The sequence below is a fragment of the Streptomyces plumbidurans genome (assembly GCF_019857225.1).
GTDB classification, from domain to species: Bacteria; Actinomycetota; Actinomycetes; order Streptomycetales; family Streptomycetaceae; genus Streptomyces; species Streptomyces plumbidurans.
Window position 1 is genome coordinate 14,209 of sequence record NZ_JAFJSY010000001.1, and the last position, 17,615, is coordinate 31,823.

The following is a 17,615-nucleotide window of genomic DNA, read 5'->3' on the forward strand; positions in this document are numbered from 1 at the left end:
CCCGATGGACGGCGTCGGACGCCGGGGCTTCCTGGCCGGCGCGGCGGCCGTGGCCGGAACGGGCCTGGTGGCCGCCGATCATGGCGCCGCCTCCGCAGCGGCACAGCCCGCCGAGAGCGGCCGCGTGGCCTTCCACGGGCGCCACCAGGCCGGCGTCCTCACCCCGCCGCAGCGGGCCACGGCGTTCGTGTCGTTCGACGCGACCGCCGAGAACCGCGGCGAACTGGCCGATCTGCTGCGCACGTTGACCGACCGGGCCCGGATCCTGACCGCCGGTGGCAGCCCCGACGAACTGGGCATCACCGCCCCGCCCGCCGACTCCGGCACGCTCGGCCCGGACGTTCCGGCGGACGCCCTGACCGTCACCGTCGGCGTCGGCGCTTCGCTGTTCGACGACCGCTACGGCCTGGCCGCCCGCAAGCCCCACCGGCTGACCGCCATGCCGTCGTTCCCCGACGACGACCTGGACGCCGACTGGTGCCACGGCGATCTGAGCGTGCAGTTCTGCGCACCCCACCAGGACACGGTGCTGCACGCGCTGCGGGACGTCGCCCGGCACACCCGGGGCGGCATGCAGGTGCGCTGGCGCATGGACGGCTTCGTCAGCCCGTCGCGTCCCTCGGGCACACCCCGCAACCACATGGGCTTCAAGGACGGCATCGCCAACCCCGACCGGGGCGACCGGCGCGCGATGGACCGTCTGGTGTGGGTGGGCACCGGCTCGGGCGAGCCGGACTGGGCGGTCGGCGGCAGCTATCAGGTCATACGGCTGATCCGCATGCTGGTGGAGTTCTGGGACCGGGTCTCCCTGACGGAGCAGGAGCGGATGTTCGGCCGCGCCCGGGACAGCGGCGCTCCCCTGGACGGCCGCCACGAGAAGGACACCCCCAACTACCCGCAGGATCCCCAGGGCGAGGTGATCCCGCTGGACAGCCACATCCGGCTGGCCAATCCGCGCACGGCGGCCACGGAGGAACAGCGCATTCTGCGCCGCGCCTACAACTACGACCGCGGCACGGACAGCAACGGCAACCTGGACATGGGCCTGCTGTTCTGCTGCTACCAGCAGGATCTCGCCCGCCAGTTCGAAACCGTGCAGAAGCGGCTGGCCGGGGAGCCGCTGGTCGACTACATCAGCCCGTTCGGCGGCGGTTACTTTTTCGCCCTGCCCGGTGTGCGCGACGCCTCCGACTGGCTGGGACGCGCTCTGCTGACCTGACCCGGTCCGATGGTTTTCGGCCAAGGACAGACCAAAGGACCAAGAACTGATCAAGGGGTGATGAGGATTTCCTGACCGAACATTCGCTGCGGCGTCATTGCCGCTCCCCCGCTCGGCCGCCACCATGGCCCAGGATCGTCATCGATGTCATGGCCACCGACGCCGTGGCAGTGGAACTCGGTTCACCGGAAGGCGAGACAGCATGATCGGCACAGGCAGATCCTCAAGGGCGAGGCGCCGGCTGGCGCGCGCGGGCGCCCTGCTCGGCGCGGCAGCCCTGGCGAGCGCGGGCGGGACGTTCCCCGCCTCGGCGTCCTCCGCACACGGCGGCCACGGCCACCACGACCCGCACACCGCGACGCCGATCAAGCACGTCGTGGTCATCTTCGACGAGAACAACTCGTTCGACCACTACTTCGCCACGTACCCGAAGGCGGCCAACACCGACGGCACCAGGTTCAAGGCCGCGCCGCACACCCCGAAGGCGGACAACCTCCTCAACGCCGGGCTGCTGGAGAAGAACCCGAACCTCTACAAGCCCAAGCGGCTGGCCAGTTCGCAGGCCATGACCTGCGACCAGAACCATTCCTACGGCCCCGAGCAGTACGCGGCCAACGGCGGCAAGGCCGACAAGTACGTCGAGAACACCGAGGTCAACAAGTGCACCGGGCTCTTCGGCGAGCCCGGCCTGGTGATGGACTACTACGACGGCAACACCGTCACGGGGCTGTGGAACTACGCCCAGCACTACTCGCTCAACGACAGGTCGTTCAGCTCGACCTACGGGCCCTCGTCCCCCGGCGCGATCAACCTGGTCTCCGGCAACACCCACGGCATCATCTCCGTCGACCCGGCCTCCGGGACGGAGAACCCGAAGCAGACGTCCACGCCGGACCCGTACACCGTCGTCTCCCCCGACGCCAAGGGCGTCGGCACGATGATCAACGACCCGGACCCCGGCTACGACGACTGCTCGGACAAGGACCACACCGCGACCAACGCGCTGGGCGTCATGAAGGGCAGGAACATCGGTGACCTGCTCAACACCAAGGGCGTGAGCTGGGGCTGGTTCCAGGGCGGCTTCAGGCCCAGCACTCCCTGGGACGGCAAGCAGGGCCACTACGCGAAGTGCTCCGGCACCACCCACACCAACGTCGGCGGTGCGGCGTCGGTGGACTACAGCCCGCACCACGCGCCGTTCCAGTACTACAAGTCGACGGCCAACCCGCACCACCTGGCCCCGAAGAGCGTCGCGGAGATCGGCCACAACGGCCGGGCCAACCACAACTACGACCTGACGGACTTCGACGCCACGCTCAAGGCCGGCCACCTGCCGGCGGTCAGCTTCCTGAAGGCCGCCGAGTACCAGGACGGCCACGCCGGCTACTCGGACCCGATCGACGAGCAGCACTTCCTGGTGAACGAGATCAACGCGGTGCAGAAGTCGTCGCAGTGGAAGAGCACCGCGATCGTGGTCGCCTACGACGACTCCGACGGCTGGTACGACCACGTCGTCTCGCCGGTGCTCAACGGCTCCAAGGACACCGCCACCGGCTCCAACGGCAAGGCGACCGACAGCCCCGCCTGCCAGTCGGGTCCGGCCGCCGCGGGCGGCTACGCGGACCGCTGCGGCCCCGGCCCCCGTCAGCCACTGCTGGTCATCTCCCCCTACAGCAAGGTCAACTCGATCGACCACACGGCCACCGAGCAGACCTCGATCACCCAGTTCATCGAGAACAACTGGGGCACCGGCCGCATCGGTGACACCTCGTTCGACCGCCGGGCGGGCAGCCTGGGCGGCATGTTCGACTTCCGGCACCCGAACAACAAGCAGGTGCTGCTGAACTCGGACGGCTCGGTCAGGTCCGTGAGGGGCATCCCGCACCACAGCGTTTCGGCCACCTCCGTCTCGGCCCAGGGCGCCTACCCGCCCTACGTCCAGGACCTCAGGGCCCAGAACGTTGCCGACAGCGGCTCCCCCTCGCCGGCCGTGCCGATCGCCGTCGCCGCCGGTCTCGTGACAGCGGGCGCGACCGCCACCGCGTTCGCCCTGCACCGCCGCAGGCGGCGCCCCGGGCAGCCGACGGCCGCCCAGTAGGAACACGTACGGCCGGGGGCCGCGGGCACAGTGCCCGCGGCCCCCGGGGCTGTTCAGTCGTCTGTCAGCTGGTCTTGCGGCCCCAGTGCGGTCCGAAGCGGGCCCACTCCGTGTCCCACTGGGCCAGGCGGCGGCGCTCGATACGGCCGCACAGGACGCGTCCGCCGACGAAGGGCACGGCCGCCGCGCTCAGTCCCACCAGGACGCCGATCAGCGAGGCGCGCAGCCGGGCCTGGGAGACGGTGGGCGGCTGGGTGACCAGCTCGCCGTGCGGGTCCGTCCACACGGAGACCGCCGTGCCGCGGGCGCTGCCGGGGTCGACCCGGACCTGGCCGGTGTGCCCGGTGCCGTCCGGCGCGGTCCAGCGGACCTTCCCCCAGACCTGTTCGCCGCTCGACCTGGCCGCGTGGGCGGAGGCCGTTCCGGGGGCCTTCTGTGTCACCAGGGCCACGACCTGCCGCCACTCGGCGCGCTCCCGGGCGAGCCCGTCCTCGACCGACCCGGTGGCCAGGAGACCGGCGAGCACCCCGGCCGCGAGCGTGGCCATCCACGCGCCGAGCACGACCCACGCCTCCACCGCGTCGATACGGCGCTTGAGCGGGTTGCGCCGCCAGCGCCACAGCCACGCCTTCGGACCTCGGAACGCCATCGAAGGCATCCTCCTCATGAGCGCACGACCTTCCCGAATCTCCATCCCATACGGGCCGGGGCCATGGGATGCTCAGGCCGACTCCCTCGGCTCGACGGTGCCACGGGTACCCCCGCTCGCGCAGTTGTTGCCGCGAACCCGGCCGGATCTCGGCGCTCGGACCGTCCCGGCCGCGCTGACCTGCACGGATGGTCACTGCGGAGGTGACTGTCAGTGGTGGGGTGCAGACTGGCCGGTGTCTGGGACAAGGACGTCGCGGAGGTGATCGGCATGACCGAGGTACTGCTCGCCGTGGGCACGCGCAAAGGCCTGTTCATCGGGCGGCGGCGCGGGGGCACCTGGGAGTTCGACGAGAGTCCGTATTTCAACGCACAGGCCATGTACTCGGTGGCGATCGACACCCGTGGCGCGCGGCCGCGTCTGCTGGCCGGTGGCGACAGCGCCCACTGGGGGCCGTCCGTCTTCCACTCGGACGACCTGGGCCGCACCTGGACCGAGCCGGCCCGCCCCGCGGTCAAGTTCCCCAAGGACACCGGGGCTTCGCTGGAGCGGGTGTGGCAGCTGCACCCGGCGGCCGCGGAGGACGACGTGGTGTACGCGGGCACGGAACCGGCCGCGCTGTACCGCTCGGAGGACCGCGGGGAGACCTTCGACCTGGTCCGCCCCCTGTGGGAGCACCCCACCCGCTCGAAGTGGGTCCCGGGAGGCGGCGGCGAGGGGCTGCACACCGTGGTCACCGACAAACGTGACGCGCAGGCCGTGACGGTGGCCGTGTCGACGGCCGGGGTGTTCAAGACCGCGGACGGCGGCGCGAGTTGGGCCCCCTCCAACTCCGGTGTGTCCGCGGTCTTCCTGCCGGATCCCAACCCGGAGTTCGGGCAGTGCGTGCACAAGGTCGTCCAGGACGCCGCGACCCCGGACCGGCTGTATCTGCAGAACCACTGGGGTGTGTACAGAAGCGACGACGCGGGCGCCCACTGGACCGACATCGGCGAGGGCCTGCCGTCCACCTTCGGCTTCGCCGCGGCCGCCCACCCGCACCGCGGCGACACCGCGTACGTCTTCCCGATCAACGCGGACGCGGACCGGGTGCCCGCCGACCACCGCTGCCGGGTCTTCCGCACGGCCGACGCGGGCAAGAGCTGGGAACCCCTGTCGGCAGGCCTGCCGCAGGAGGACCACTACGGCACGGTGCTGCGGGACGCGATGTGCACCGACGGCGCCGACCCCGCGGGCGTGTACTTCGGCAATCGCAACGGCGAGGTGTTCGCCTCGGCCGACGACGGCGACAGCTGGCAGCAGTTGGCCTCGCACCTGCCGGACGTGCTGTGCGTGCGGGCCGCGGTGGTCTGATGGGTGCCACGGGGGATGCGCGCGGCCTCGGCCACCGGTTGATTCCCGCTGCCCGTACGGCAGTAGGGTGACGCCCGTGGCTCCACGACCGTTGCATGAAATCGTCGAAGCAGGCTGGGCGAAGGCCCTGGACCCCGTCGCCGGGCGGATCACCGAGATGGGTGACTTCCTCCGCGCCGAGATCGCCGCGGGACGCACGTACCTTCCGGCCGGACCGAATGTGCTGCGGGCCTTCCAGCAGCCCTTCGACGACGTACGGGTCCTGATCGTCGGGCAGGACCCGTATCCGACGCCGGGACACGCGGTGGGTCTGTCGTTCTCGGTGGCGCCCGACGTGCGTCCGCTGCCCGGCAGTCTCATCAACATCTACCGCGAACTGCACACCGACCTGGGGCTGCCGCAGCCCTCCAACGGCGATCTGACGCCGTGGACCGAGCAGGGCGTGCTGCTGCTCAACAGGGCGCTCACCACCGCCCCGCGCAAGCCGGGAGCGCATCGCGGCAAGGGCTGGGAGGAGGTCACCGAGCAGGCCATCCGTGCCCTGGCCGGGCGCGGGAAGCCGCTGGTGTCCATCCTGTGGGGCCGCGACGCGCGCAATCTGCGCCCGCTCCTCGGCGACCTGCCGTCGGTGGAGTCCTCCCATCCCTCCCCCATGTCGGCCGACCGCGGCTTCTTCGGCTCGCGCCCCTTCAGCCGGGCCAACGATCTGCTGGTGCGGCAGGGCGGGCAGCCGGTGGACTGGCGTCTGCCGTGACCGGCACGGCGGTGGGGGTGGGGGTGCTCGCGGTCGACTCGGGGGGCTCCGGTCTGCGGGTCGTCGTCGCCGACCCGCAGCGCGGTCCGCTGGCCCAGCGGGAGTCCCGGGAGCCGGTGCACACCGGGGACCGGGGGATCGACCCCGGGCATTTCATGGCTCAACTGGTGCCGATGGTCCGGGAGTTGAGCGCCGAGACCGGCGTCGGCGCACTGAGTACGGCCGCGGTGGGCGCCGCCGGGCTCGCCACGCTGGGCGACGCCCTGCGCGCCGAGCTTCCCGGTGCGCTGCGGCGGGAGTTCGGCATCCGCTCGGTCGCCCTGGTCGCCGACGCCGTCGCCGGATATGTGGGCGCGCTGGGGCCGTGCCCCGGCGCCGTGGTCGCCGCGGGCACGGGTCTGATCGCCGTCGGCACCGATCTGACGTGCTGGCGCCGTGCCGACGGCTGGGGGCATCTGCTGGGCGACTGCGGCAGCGGCGCCTGGATCGGGCGGGCCGGTCTGGAGGCGGCGCTGCGGGCGTACGACGGCAGACCCGGCGGTTCGGCCGGGCTGCTGGCCTGCGCCGAGGAGATGTTCGGCCCGATGCCGGGGCTGCCGGGCAAGCTGTATCCCCGTCCGGACCGCCCCGCCGTCCTCGCCTCCTTCGCGCCGCAGGTGGCCGCGCGGGCCGACGGTGATCCGGTCGCCGCGGGCATCCTGGGGGCGGCGGCCCGGCACATGGCCGAGTCCGCGGCAGCGGTCTGCCCGGCCGCGGGAGAGCCCCGGGTCTCCGTCACGGGCGGCCTGCTCAAGATGGGAGACCCTCTGCTCGTCCCGCTCCGGGAGGAGCTGGCGCGGCGGCTGCCGCACGCGCCGCTGGTGGCCGCCGCGGGCGACCCGCTCGCGGGTTCCGTGCGCATCGCCGGGGACCTCGCGGCGGGGGCGCTCACCCTCCCGAGTGATGCGGCGATGCTGAGCGTGGTGACCGGCGCGGAGGGCTGATCTCGGCAGGCCGGTAACTACCGATACGTACGTAACTCATCAGACAAAAGCGGACGGATACCGCTCACCTGCACCCTCCCCGAACAGGGGAGCCCAAGAAGCCAGTAACATGCCTCGCCATGAGCTCCCCCACTGGACCCGCGTCCGGCCTGCCAGTACGAATGCCGCGACCTCGCCAGCCCGGGCGGCACCGCCGACCCGAACCGCTGGCGGCTCCCGAGGGCGCGCCCGCGCTTGTCCTCGTGGTGCCGGGCACTCCCGGTGCTGCCACGCGCAGCCTTGCCGAGGAGGTCGTGAGCATCGCGCGCTCCGAGCTTCCCGGCCTGGACGCGCGCATCGCGTACCTGGACGGTGACGACTCGGAGTTCCCCACGCTCCAGGCCGTGCTCACGCATGCCTCCGAGGAGCGCTCGGCCCGCTTCGAGCAGGCCAGGGCCGCCGGAATGGACGTCAAGGAGCCGGACGGCCCCGTCGCCGTCGTCGTGCCGCTGCTGGCCGGCCCGGACGGTGCGCTGCTGCGCCGTATCCGCCAGGCCGTGATGGACAGCCGTATCGCGGCCGATCTGACCGATGTGCTGGGCCCGCACCCGCTGCTCGCCGAGGCGCTGCACGTGCGCCTGTCGGAGGCCGGTCTGGCCCGCGCCGACCGCGCCCGGCTGTTCACGGTGGCGACGGCGGCGGACGGCATCATCCTGGCGTCGGTGGGCGGTGACGAGGCCGTGCAGGCGGCCGGGATCACCGGCATGCTGCTGGCCGCGCGCCTCGCGGTGCCGGTGATGGCGGCGGCTCTGGACCAGGACGGCTCGATCGCGGACGTCGCCGAGCAGCTGCGCGGTTCGGGCTCGCAGCAGCTGGCACTCGCGCCGTACCTGATAGGGCCGGAGATCGACCCGGGTCTGATCGACGAGGCGGCCAAGGAGGCGGGCTGCTCCGCCGCCGAGGCGCTCGGCCCCTACCCGGCGATCGGCAAGCTCGCGCTGGCCAAGTACACGACGGCGCTGGGCATCGTCCCGCCGCAGCCGCAGGGCACGCCGGTGCGCTGACGCGGACGGCACGGCAGATCCGTACGAACGCCGAAGGGCCCGCCTCCTCCGGGCGAATACCCGGGGGGGGCGGGCCCTTCCGCGTGCTTCTCTACTGCTCGCGGCGGGGCTCAGCAGAAGACCACGCAGGAAGCGGCGGGGACGGTGAGCGCGCCCTCGTGGTGCGGCAGTCCCGTGTCCGGGTCGACGGCGAACCAGGCGACCGCGCCGGAGCGCTCGTTCGCGGCGTAGAGGAATCCGTTCGACTCGGTGAGGGCCCGGGGCCAGTGGCCGCCGCAGGGGACCGTGCCGGTCAGCTCCAGGTCGTCGCTGTCAACTGCGAAGGTGGACAGGACGTCCTCGCCGCGGGTGGCGGTCCACAGGAAGCGGCCGTCGGGGGAGGCGACGACGCCGGACGGGTAGGCGTCGCCGGTGGGGGTGCCGGGCAGGACCGGGTGCACGGTCAGCGGCTCCAGCAAGCCGGTCGCGTTGTCCCAGTGGCAGACGGTGACGGTGGGGGTGAGTTCGCTGAGCACGTACGCGCGGGTGCCGTCCGGGTGGAAGGCCAGGTGGCGCGGTCCGGAACCGGGGCGCAGGGCGATCTCCCGGTGCGGTTCGAGTCGGCCGTCCGCCAGGGTGCACACCCGGACCGAGTCCGTACCGAGGTCGACGCTGACGGCCCACCGTCCGCTCGGATCGGGCTGCACCTGGTGGGCGTGCGGTCCCTGCTGGCGGGGGATGTGCGGGCCCGAGCCCTTGTGCTGGAGAACGCCGGAGGCGGCGGCCGCGAGCGTGCCGTCGGGGCGGACGGGCACGGCGGTGACGCTGCCGGAGCCGTAGTTGGCGGTCAGCACGTGCCCGTCGAAGACGCTCAGATGGGTGGGGCTGTCGCCGCCGACCGGCACCGTCGCACCGGCCTTCTCCAGCCGGTCCCCCACCACCCGGAACGCGGCCACCGCGCCCCGAGCCGTCTCACTGACCGCGTAGAGCGTCAGCCCGTCGGGCGCGGGCGCGAGATACGAGGGGTCCGGTACGGCATCCACGCTGCTCAGGACGGTCAGCGCACCGCTGCCCGCGTCCACGTCCGCCGCCACGATTCCGGGGCCCCCGGCCGCCGTGAACGACCCGATGAAGGCCCGCCTGCGCCGCCCACCGCCATCTGCCACCGCTGTCCCCTCTCGGTCTGTGCCTGCGGCGACGGTAGCAGCGATCATCTGCGGTCTAGACCAAGGCCGGAGGATGCACCGGGCCCTCATGGGTCCCTGACGGGCGCGAGCGGCCTGCCCCGGACGGCGCGCGCACCCGGGGCGCGAGGGCCCGGTCAGGCCCCGACGAGCGGCGAGCCGGATGGTGTACGCAAGGGGGTGGCCAGGTCTGCGAGGGCGCGTTCCAGACCGTGGAGGTGGGCGAGGGCCGGTTCCGTCGTGGGGGGTTCGGGGGTGTGCCTCACGTGGGCGGCGCCCCCCGTGAGGGCCTCCACGGCCGCCTCCACCCGTCGGCACGCCGCTGTCAGGCGGGTGTCGTGGGAGGCCTCGGGGTCGGCGGCCACGGCGACCAGACCGCGGGTCTCGCGGGCGCAGTCGTCGAGCAGGGCGAGCACCTGTCGGGCGCGGCGCTTGCGGCCGGACATCGGGTTGAGCGGGTGGACCAGGGGCGCGACGGAGAGCCGTACCCGGCCCAGCAGGTGCTCCAGTTCCGCGATCCGCCGCGCGGGGTCGGCCCCCGGGGAGCCGGCCAGGCGGGCGGCTGCCTCCGCCGTGCAGGCGTGGACGCAGCGCAGGGCGCGCTGGATCCAGACGTCGGTGACGGCGTGCGTGGTGACGGGCAGGACGAAGAGCACCGCGAGGACGGCCCCGAGCGCGCCGATGCCGGTCTCCGCCAGACGCAGGGCGAGCAGGCCGGGGCTGAGCACGCCCAGCAGGCCGTAGAGGAGCTCGGCGAGGAGCGTGACGGAGAGCATCATCCAGGTGTACGACACCGCGGCCGAGTAGAAGATGCCGAAGACGCAGGCGGCGAGGAGCGCGGCCGTGGGGGCACTGGCCCCGTGGAGCGGGACGGCGATCAGCAGGCCGAGACCGATGCCGATCACCGTGCCGAGCACCCGGCGGAAGCCGCGGACCAGCGTCTCGCCGCGCGAGACGGTGTTCACGAAGATCCACCAGGTGGCGCCGACGGCCCAGTACCAGCGCTGCCCCGACACCAACTGCCCCACGACGAGGGCGAAGCCCGCGCCTGCGGTGGCCTGGACGGCCTGACGGGTGGTGACGCGGGCGAGGCCGGTGCCGGCCGGCGGGGCCGGTGCGGGCGGCGCCGGGGGCAGCTGGGCCTCGTAGCACCACAGGCCGAAGCGCACCGCCGAGGCGACGAGCACGGACAGCACCACGGCGGCGCAGTGCTCGGGCAGCCGGTCCGTGGTCGCGTGCAGGAACTGCGCGGCGAAGAACATCATGAACGCGAACACGCCGAGGCTGTGCCCGCGCGGGCCCCAGCGGCGCGCGTAGACGCCCGCCCCGGTGACGGCGAGGAAGGTGAGGTCGCGGGCGACCGGGTGGTCGTGCAGTCCGGCCGCGGCGGCGAGCACCGGCAGACCCACGGCGGGCAGCAGCGCGGTGGTCACGGCCTGGCCGCGGACCGTGGGGTCGGTGACGGTGAACAGGGCCAGCAGAGCGGCCAGGCCCCCGGTGACAGCGCCGACGAGGGAGAGTCCGGCCAGCCCGCAGACGGCGACCGCGAGGCCGATGCCGACGACGGCACGGGCGGCGAAACGCAGCCGTATCCGCCCCGGGTCCGGAGCCACGAACACCCTCTTCAGCAACTGCTTCCCACCCTCGACCGCCACGGCACGAAAAAGGCGCCGCGGAGGTCCGCAGCGCCATCGACACGGGCATTGCACCATCGGGCACCCGGATGGCTCAAGCGGCGTCGCCTAGGCTGGGCCATTGGTACAGCGAGAGCGGTCCGAGGGCGTCCACCGGCAAGCCATCGGACCAAGGCACGAGGAGGCCGGGCACATGGCCGTCGACGAGCTCGACACCCGCATCCTGCGGCTGCTGATGGAGCAGCCGCGCACCAGCGTGCGCGAGTACGCCCGCATTCTCGGCATCGCGCGCGGCACCCTGCAGGCCCGTCTCGACCGGCTGGAGAGGGACGGCGTGATCACCGGCACGGGCCCGACGCTCTCCCCGGCCGCGCTCGGCCACCCGGTGCTCGCGTTCGTGCACATCGAGGTCACGCAGGGGCATCTGGACGACGTGGGGGACGCGCTGGCCGCGGTGCCGGAGATCGTCGAGGCCTTCTCGATCACCGGCGGCGGCGATCTGCTGACCCGGGTCGTGGCGCGCGACAACGCCCATCTGGAAGACGTGATCCAAAAGCTGATCAGCTTGCCCGGTGTCGTGCGCACCCGCAGCGAGGTGGCCCTGCGCGAGCGCGTACCGCAGCGCCTGCTGCCTCTGGTCGAGTCGATCGGCCGCACGGCCCGGAAATGACCTTTGCCGTGCTGTCCCCATGAGCGCGCTCGGCACCACTTCGGTCATCTTCGATCTCGACGGAACGCTTGTGGACAGCGAGCCGAACTACTACGAAGCGGGCCGCCGAACCCTCGCCGAGCACGGCGTCCCGGACTTCACCTGGGCCGACCACGAGCGCTACGTCGGCGTCAGCACGCAGGAGACGGCCGCCCTGTGGAAGCGCGAGTACGGCCTCGCGGCCTCCGCCGACGAGCTGCTCGCCGAGATCGACCGCCGCTATCTGGAGCTGGCCCGCACGGCCACGCGCGTGTACCCGGAGATGCGGAAGTTCGTGGAGCTGCTGGCGTCGGCGGGTGTGCCGATGGCCGTGGCCTCGGGTTCGTCACCGGAGGCCATCGGCGCGGTCCTGGTCGGCACCGGACTCGACACGTATCTGCACACCACCGTGTCGGCCGACGAGGTCCCCCGCGGCAAGCCCGCTCCGGACGTCTTCCTCGAGGCGGCCAGGCGCCTCGATGCAGCACCGGCCGACTGTGTGGTCCTGGAGGACGCCGTTCCGGGCGTCGCCGCCGCGCACGTCGCCGGGATGCGCTGTATCGCCGTCCCGTACGTCCCCGCGCAGGCCGGAGCACCGGAGTTCGCCACCGCGGACCTGCTGCTGCCCGGCGGACAAACCGAGTTCACCGCGCGGGACGCCTACGACTGGCTGCTGCGCTCAACTTTGGCGCCCTGAAGCCCACTTGGAGGGAGCCGGAGCGGCTCCGAGCAGGTGCAGATACATCGTGGTCACATCCCGTACGGCGGTGTCGTACAGGTCCGGCCGTGCCGCGACCCGACCGGCGGCCTCGACGCACATGCCGGCCACCGCGTGGGCCACGGCGAGCGGTTCGACGACCGGGGTCGCATCGCCGCGGTCGGCGAGGCGGCGGATGTAGCGGGCGTGGCGGTGGACGGGCCGTTCGCGGATCTCGTTCCACAGCCGCGCCACGTCCGGGTCCGTGCGGGCCTGTTCTTCCAGCTGGGCGAGCAGCGGCCGGTGGCGGGCGTAGGCGGCGATGACGGCGCCGACCGATGCCTCCGCGACGGCGCGCATGTCGTCCGCGTCGACGCCCGGCACCTCCTGCGCGGCGAGGAACGCGTCCCGTACACGTGCGGCGACGACGCGGAAGATCTCCTCCTTCGAGGCGAAGTAGACGTAGAAGCCCGCCCGCGAGACGCCCGCCTCCGCGGTGATGTCGGCGACGGTGGCCCGGCCGAGTCCGAGCCGGGCGATGACGGTCTCGGCCGCGTCCAGGAGCCGGGCCCGGGCCGGGGCCTCGGTGCGGTCGCGGGCGGTGCGCACCGCCCAGGCCTTGTGGGTGCGTGCCATGCGAGGAGCGTATTGACGTTGACGTCAATGTCAATGAGCATGACGGGGCCGGTCGATGACGTCCTGGAAAGGCCCACGCATGAGTGCCGTACTCGTCGCCAACCGCGGAGAGATCGCCGTACGCGTCCTGCGGGCCGTATCGGACTCCGGGCTGCGTTCGGTGGCGGTGTACGCCGATGGTGACGACGCGCATGTCCGGCTCGCCGACGAGGCGGTGCCGGTGGGCAGTTACCTCGATGCGGATGCTCTGCTCGGCGCCGCCTCGGCGGCCGGATGCGTGTTCCTGCACCCCGGTTACGGCTTTCTGAGCGAGGACGCGGACTTCGCGCGGCGGTGCCGGGCGGCCGGTATCACGTTCGTCGGGCCTTCCGCGGAGGTGCTCGACGTCTTCGGGGACAAGGTGCGGGCGCGTGAACTCGCCGTCGCCACAGGCGTTCCGGTGCTGCCCGCCGCGCACGGCGGGCTGGAGGAAGCGCGTGCGTTCCTTGCCGGGGGCCCGGTGATGATCAAGGCGGTCGGCGGGGGCGGCGGGCGCGGCATGCGCGTCGTGCGAGCGTCCGAGGAGTTGGACGAGGCGTGGCAGCGGTGCGCTTCGGAGGCTCAACAGGGCTTCGGGCGGGGCGAGTTGTACGCGGAACGCCTGCTGGAGGGTGCCCGGCACGTGGAGGTGCAGGTCGTCGGGGACACCTCGGGAGCCGTCACGCATCTGTGGGACCGGGACTGCACCACCCAACGGCGGCATCAGAAGCTGATCGAGATCGCGCCCGCGCCCGAACTCCCGGACGCCGTACGGGAAGAGATCCTCGACAGCGCGCTGCGGCTGGCGCGGGCGGCTCGCTGTTCGAGCCTGGTCACCTTCGAATTCCTGCTCCTGGACGACCGGTTCCGCTTCATCGAGGCCAACCCCCGCCTCCAGGTGGAGCACACGGTCACCGAGGAGGTGACCGGGGTGGATCTGGTCGCCGTGCAGCTGCGCCTTGCCGCCGGGGCCACGCTGGCCGAGCTGGGGCTGTCGGGGCCGCCCGCCGCGCCGCGCGGGTTCGCCGTGCAGGCGCGGGTCAGCGCCGAGGAGGCGGGCCGGGTCACGCGCTTCGACCTGCCGTCGGGACCCGGGGTGCGGGTCGACACCGCCCTCCGCACGGGCACCGAAATCGGCGTCCGCTACGACCCGTTGCTCGCGAAGGTGGTCGCGCATGCGCCGCACGGAGGGGTCGAGGCGGCGGTCACGCGGGTGCGGCGCGCGCTGGGCGAGTTCGGGGTGGAGGGGGTGCGGACGGGGATTCCGCTGCTGCGGGACGTACTCGCGCGGCCCGCTTTTTGGGCGCGCCCGCAGGCGTTCGAGCAGGCTGCACCCGAGGCCGGGGAGGCGGACGGCACGGTCGTCGCGCCGCTCGGCGGCACCGTCGTCTCCGTGGACGTCTCCCCCGGTGAACGGGTGCGTGCCGGGCAGCAGTTGCTGGTGCTGGAGGCCATGAAGATGGAGCACGTGGTGCGGGCTCCCGGCTCCGCGGTCGTACGGCTGCTGCACGCGCGCGTGGGCCAAACGGTGGGCGAGGGCGCGGCTTTGGCCACCCTGGACGACGTCACCGGCTCGCACGACGACGAGCAGGCGACGAAGCCGCTCGACCCGGACTTCGTGCGCGCGGACCTCGCCGAGGCGGTGCACCGGCACTCCTTCGGCCTGGACGCGAACCGTCCCGAGGCGGTCGCGCGGCGGCATGTGCTCGGTCGGCGCACCGCCCGCGAGAACATCGAGGACCTGTGCGACGAGGGCTCGTTCACCGAGTTCGGCGCCCTCGCGATCGCGGCGCAGCGCCTGCGCCGCTCCGTGGACGATCTGATCCGCTCGACGCCGGCGGACGGCCTGGTCTGCGGCACCGGGCGGATCGACGGCGAACCGTGCGTGGCGATGTCGTACGACTACACGGTCCTGGCCGGTACGCAGGGCCTGCAGAACCACCGCAAGACCGACCGGATGCTGGAGATCGCCGAGGAACGGGGGCTGCCCGTCGTGCTGTTCGCTGAGGGCGGCGGCGGGCGGCCCGGGGACACCGACACCACGTCCGTGGCCGGTCTCGACGTGACCACCTTCCAGCGGATGGCGCGGCTGAGCGGACAGGTGCCGTTGGTCGGCATCGCCTCGGGCCGGTGTTTCGCGGGCAACGCGGCGCTGCTCGGCTGCTGCGACATCGTGATCGCCACGCCCGACGCGACGATCGGGATGGGCGGGCCCGCGATGATCGAGGGCGGCGGGCTGGGCGTGTACCGGCCGGAGGAGGTGGGGCCGCTGTCGGTGCAGGTACCGAACGGTGTCGTGGACGTCGTCGTCACGGACGAGGCCGAGGCCGTGCGGGTGGCGCGGCAGTATCTGGCGTACTTCCAAGGAACGCAAGGGAGTTGGGAGGCCCCGGACCAGCGGCTGCTGCGACAGGTGGTGCCGGAGAACCGACGGCGCGCCTACGACGTGCGGGCCGCGGTCCACGGGCTCGCGGACACGGGCTCGGTGCTCGAACTGCGCCCGGAGTTCGGCGTGGGAGTGCTGACCTGTCTCGTCCGTGTCGAAGGGCGCCCCATGGGGCTGCTGGCCAGCAACCCGGCGCATCTGGGCGGGGCGATCGACCGGGACGCCGCGGACAAGGCGGCGCGGTTTCTGCAGTTGTGCGACGCGTTCGGGCTGCCGGTGGTCTCGCTGTGCGACACCCCGGGGTTCATGGTCGGCCCGGACGCCGAACGGACCGCGACCGTACGGCACTTCGCCCGGCTCTTCCTGGTGGGCGCCAGTCTGCGGGTGCCGCTGGTCGCTCTGGTGCTGCGCAAGGCGTACGGGCTTGGCGCGATGGCGATGATGGGCGGTTCGACGCGTGCCCCGCTGGCCACGGCCGCCTGGCCGAGCGGGGAATTCGGCGGGATGGGCCTGGAGGGCGCGGTGCGGCTCGGCTACCGCAAGGAGCTGGAGGCGATCGCGGACCCGGCCGAGCGTGCGCGCGTCTTCGAGGAGCGGGTCGCCGAGTTGTACGAGCGCGGGAAGGCGGTCAACGCGGCGGCCGCGCTGGAGATCGACGCGGTCATCGACCCGGCCGGGTCGCGGGACTGGGTGCTGGCGGCGCTCGGGCGATGCCCCGTCCCCCGCCCGGGGCATCGCCCGTTCGTCGACGCCTGGTGATCCGGCGTATCGACGCCCGGGATCCGGCGTCCGTCCGAGGGGCCCGTCAGCTGGGCCGGATGTTCTGGTTCAGCCGGAACACGTTGTCCGGGTCGAATGCGGCCTTGATGCGGGCCAGCCGCTGGTAGTTGGCGCCATAGCTGGCGCGCACGCGTTCCTGGCCCTCGTCCATCATCATGTTGACGTAGGCGCCGCCCGCCGAGAACGGGTGCAGGGCGTCGGAGTAGTCGACCGCCCAGCGTTTGATCAGTTCGGCGTTGGCCGGGTCGGGGTCGACACCGGCGTAGACGGTGGACCAGGTGGCGCCGCGGTAGCCCCAGGGGGTCTCCTCGGGGCCCACGTCGTGGGCCGCGCCGTCGATCGGGTAGAGGTGCATGGTCGACTGGACGGTGGGCACCTCGGCGCCGAACTTGGCGTGCAGGTCCACGGCCTCGTCCGGGATCTCGTCGACGAAGTCGGCGCGCCAGTACCACTGGTGGCCGGGCGGGTAGAGCCCGTCGAACATGGACTGCAGGTCCGGGTGCGGCATCGGCGCGGTGAAGTGCAGCAGCGGCTCGGGCAGGGCGTCGAGCAGCGGTGCCATCAGGCGTGCGGCGGCTTCGGGGTCGCTGCCCGCGTAGCACCAGACGACGCCGGCCGTCTTGCGCAGCTGGATCTCCTCCGGGAACGGCGGGGCGGGTGGGACGGTGCCGTGCAGGAAGAAGGCGCTGAGCTCGCGGGGCGCGTTGGGCAGGAAGTCCCGGTAGGCGGTGAGCACTTCGGCGCTGACCTCGATGGGCCAGAAGGTAGGTCCGGCGACGACCGTGCCGACCTCGTGCAGCCGGAACAGGAAGGAGGTGACGACGCCGAAGTTGCCGCCGCCTCCGCGGATCGCCCAGAACAGGTCGGCGTTCTCGTCGGCGCTCGCGCGCACCTGCCGCCCGTCGGCGAGGACGACCTCGGCGGAGAGCATGTTGTCGATGGTCAGGCCGCACTTGCGGGTGAGGTGGCCGAGTCCGCCGCCAGTGGCGATGCCGCCGACGCCGGTGGTGGAGACGATGCCGCTGGGGGTGGCGAGGCCGTGCGCGTTGGTGGCCCGGTCGACCTCGCCCCACACGCAGCCGCCGCCGACCCGAACCGTGCGGGCCTCGGGGTCGACCTGGATGTCCTTCAGGAGTGAGAGGTCGGCGACAACCCCGCCGTCCACGGTGCCCATGCCGGCGCCGTGGTGGCCGCCGCCGCGAACCGCGAGCGGCAGGTCGTGGGCGCGGGCGAAGCCGATCACGCGGGCGACGGCGTCCGCGTCGGCGCAGCGGGCGACGAGTGCGGGGCGGCGGTCGATCATCGCGTTGTAGACGGCGCGGGCTTCCTCGTAGGCGGAGTCCTCGGGTCCGATCAGCTCCCCGTTGAAGCCGGAGAGTTCGGTGCGGGCGGCCTGAGCGGGTGTACTGGACATGCGATATCCCCCGTTTGTTAGGAGTCGGGCCGTTCCGCACGTTCTACTCGTGTTGCGTGGGCACGGGCATCCGTGGGCATCACCTAGCTCGGGCCCGCGA

14 protein-coding genes are annotated in these 17,615 nt (G+C 72.7%); 9 read left to right on the forward strand and 5 right to left on the reverse strand.

The window, feature by feature from the left end; all coding sequences use genetic code 11:
* The first annotated feature begins 4 nt into the window (after positions 1-4).
* On the forward strand, positions 5-1,219 hold the full coding sequence (gene efeB / locus JYK17_RS00085) for an iron uptake transporter deferrochelatase/peroxidase subunit (protein ID WP_164932409.1): 1,215 nt from the start codon (positions 5-7) through the stop codon (positions 1,217-1,219).
* Between the two features lie 202 nt (positions 1,220-1,421).
* Positions 1,422-3,317 carry a phospholipase C gene (locus JYK17_RS00090; RefSeq protein WP_222809504.1) on the forward strand — a complete coding sequence of 632 codons (1,896 nt, stop codon included), beginning with the start codon at positions 1,422-1,424 and terminating at the stop codon, positions 3,315-3,317.
* 64 nt (positions 3,318-3,381) lie between these two features.
* Here JYK17_RS00090 and JYK17_RS00095 read toward each other — a convergent pair whose 3' ends face one another.
* A complete protein-coding gene (locus JYK17_RS00095) occupies positions 3,382-3,966 on the reverse strand; it encodes an Rv1733c family protein (RefSeq protein WP_128803876.1) in 585 nt (194 codons plus the stop codon).
* A gap of 213 nt (positions 3,967-4,179) precedes the next feature.
* On the opposite strand from JYK17_RS00095, the gene JYK17_RS00100 reads away from it, so the two are divergent.
* The 4 genes from JYK17_RS00100 (at position 4,180) to JYK17_RS00115 (ending at position 8,099) form a co-directional block, all read left to right on the forward strand.
* Positions 4,180-5,319 carry a WD40/YVTN/BNR-like repeat-containing protein gene (locus tag JYK17_RS00100; RefSeq protein ID WP_108009443.1) on the forward strand — a complete coding sequence of 380 codons (1,140 nt, stop codon included), beginning with the start codon at positions 4,180-4,182 and terminating at the stop codon, positions 5,317-5,319.
* A gap of 76 nt (positions 5,320-5,395) precedes the next feature.
* Positions 5,396-6,073 (forward strand): uracil-DNA glycosylase, encoded by a 678-nt coding sequence (locus JYK17_RS00105; protein WP_108009445.1) that lies wholly within the window; start codon positions 5,396-5,398, stop codon positions 6,071-6,073.
* Positions 6,070-7,056: an N-acetylglucosamine kinase gene (locus JYK17_RS00110; RefSeq protein ID WP_128803874.1), complete on the forward strand. Its 987-nt coding sequence runs from the start codon at positions 6,070-6,072 to the stop codon at positions 7,054-7,056. The genes JYK17_RS00105 and JYK17_RS00110 overlap by 4 nt, the downstream gene beginning before the upstream one ends.
* A gap of 119 nt (positions 7,057-7,175) precedes the next feature.
* Positions 7,176-8,099, forward strand: a complete 924-nt coding sequence (locus JYK17_RS00115; protein WP_108009449.1) for a sirohydrochlorin chelatase — start codon at positions 7,176-7,178, stop codon at positions 8,097-8,099.
* 110 nt (positions 8,100-8,209) lie between these two features.
* Here the strand turns inward: JYK17_RS00115 and JYK17_RS00120 are convergent, their stop codons facing one another.
* Together JYK17_RS00120 and JYK17_RS00125 are read right to left on the reverse strand one after the other, a co-directional pair.
* Positions 8,210-9,244 (reverse strand): lactonase family protein, encoded by a 1,035-nt coding sequence (locus JYK17_RS00120; protein WP_128803873.1) that lies wholly within the window; start codon positions 9,242-9,244, stop codon positions 8,210-8,212.
* A 155-nt stretch (positions 9,245-9,399) separates the two neighbouring features.
* The gene (locus tag JYK17_RS00125; RefSeq protein WP_222809596.1) at positions 9,400-10,893 is read right to left on the reverse strand and encodes an FUSC family protein; all 1,494 of its coding nucleotides are present in this window, start codon (positions 10,891-10,893) and stop codon (positions 9,400-9,402) included.
* 196 nt (positions 10,894-11,089) lie between these two features.
* Here JYK17_RS00125 and JYK17_RS00130 point away from each other — a divergent pair, with 196 nt between their 5' ends.
* Entirely contained in the window at positions 11,090-11,566 is a 477-nt protein-coding gene (locus JYK17_RS00130) for an Lrp/AsnC family transcriptional regulator (protein WP_222809505.1), read from the forward strand.
* A gap of 19 nt (positions 11,567-11,585) precedes the next feature.
* The gene (locus JYK17_RS00135) at positions 11,586-12,281 is read left to right on the forward strand and encodes an HAD family hydrolase (RefSeq protein ID WP_222809506.1); all 696 of its coding nucleotides are present in this window, start codon (positions 11,586-11,588) and stop codon (positions 12,279-12,281) included.
* Here the strand turns inward: JYK17_RS00135 and JYK17_RS00140 are convergent.
* A complete protein-coding gene (locus JYK17_RS00140; RefSeq protein WP_128803870.1) occupies positions 12,264-12,917 on the reverse strand; it encodes a TetR/AcrR family transcriptional regulator in 654 nt (217 codons plus the stop codon). The genes JYK17_RS00135 and JYK17_RS00140 overlap by 18 nt on opposite strands.
* Before the next feature lie 79 nt (positions 12,918-12,996).
* Between JYK17_RS00140 and JYK17_RS00145 the strand changes: the two genes are divergently transcribed.
* A complete protein-coding gene (locus JYK17_RS00145) occupies positions 12,997-16,080 on the forward strand; it encodes an acetyl-CoA carboxylase family protein (RefSeq protein ID WP_108009457.1) in 3,084 nt (1,027 codons plus the stop codon).
* A gap of 46 nt (positions 16,081-16,126) precedes the next feature.
* Here JYK17_RS00145 and JYK17_RS00150 read toward each other — a convergent pair whose 3' ends face one another.
* A complete protein-coding gene (locus JYK17_RS00150) occupies positions 16,127-17,515 on the reverse strand; it encodes an FAD-binding oxidoreductase (protein ID WP_108009459.1) in 1,389 nt (462 codons plus the stop codon).
* Positions 17,516-17,615 lie beyond the last annotated feature (100 nt).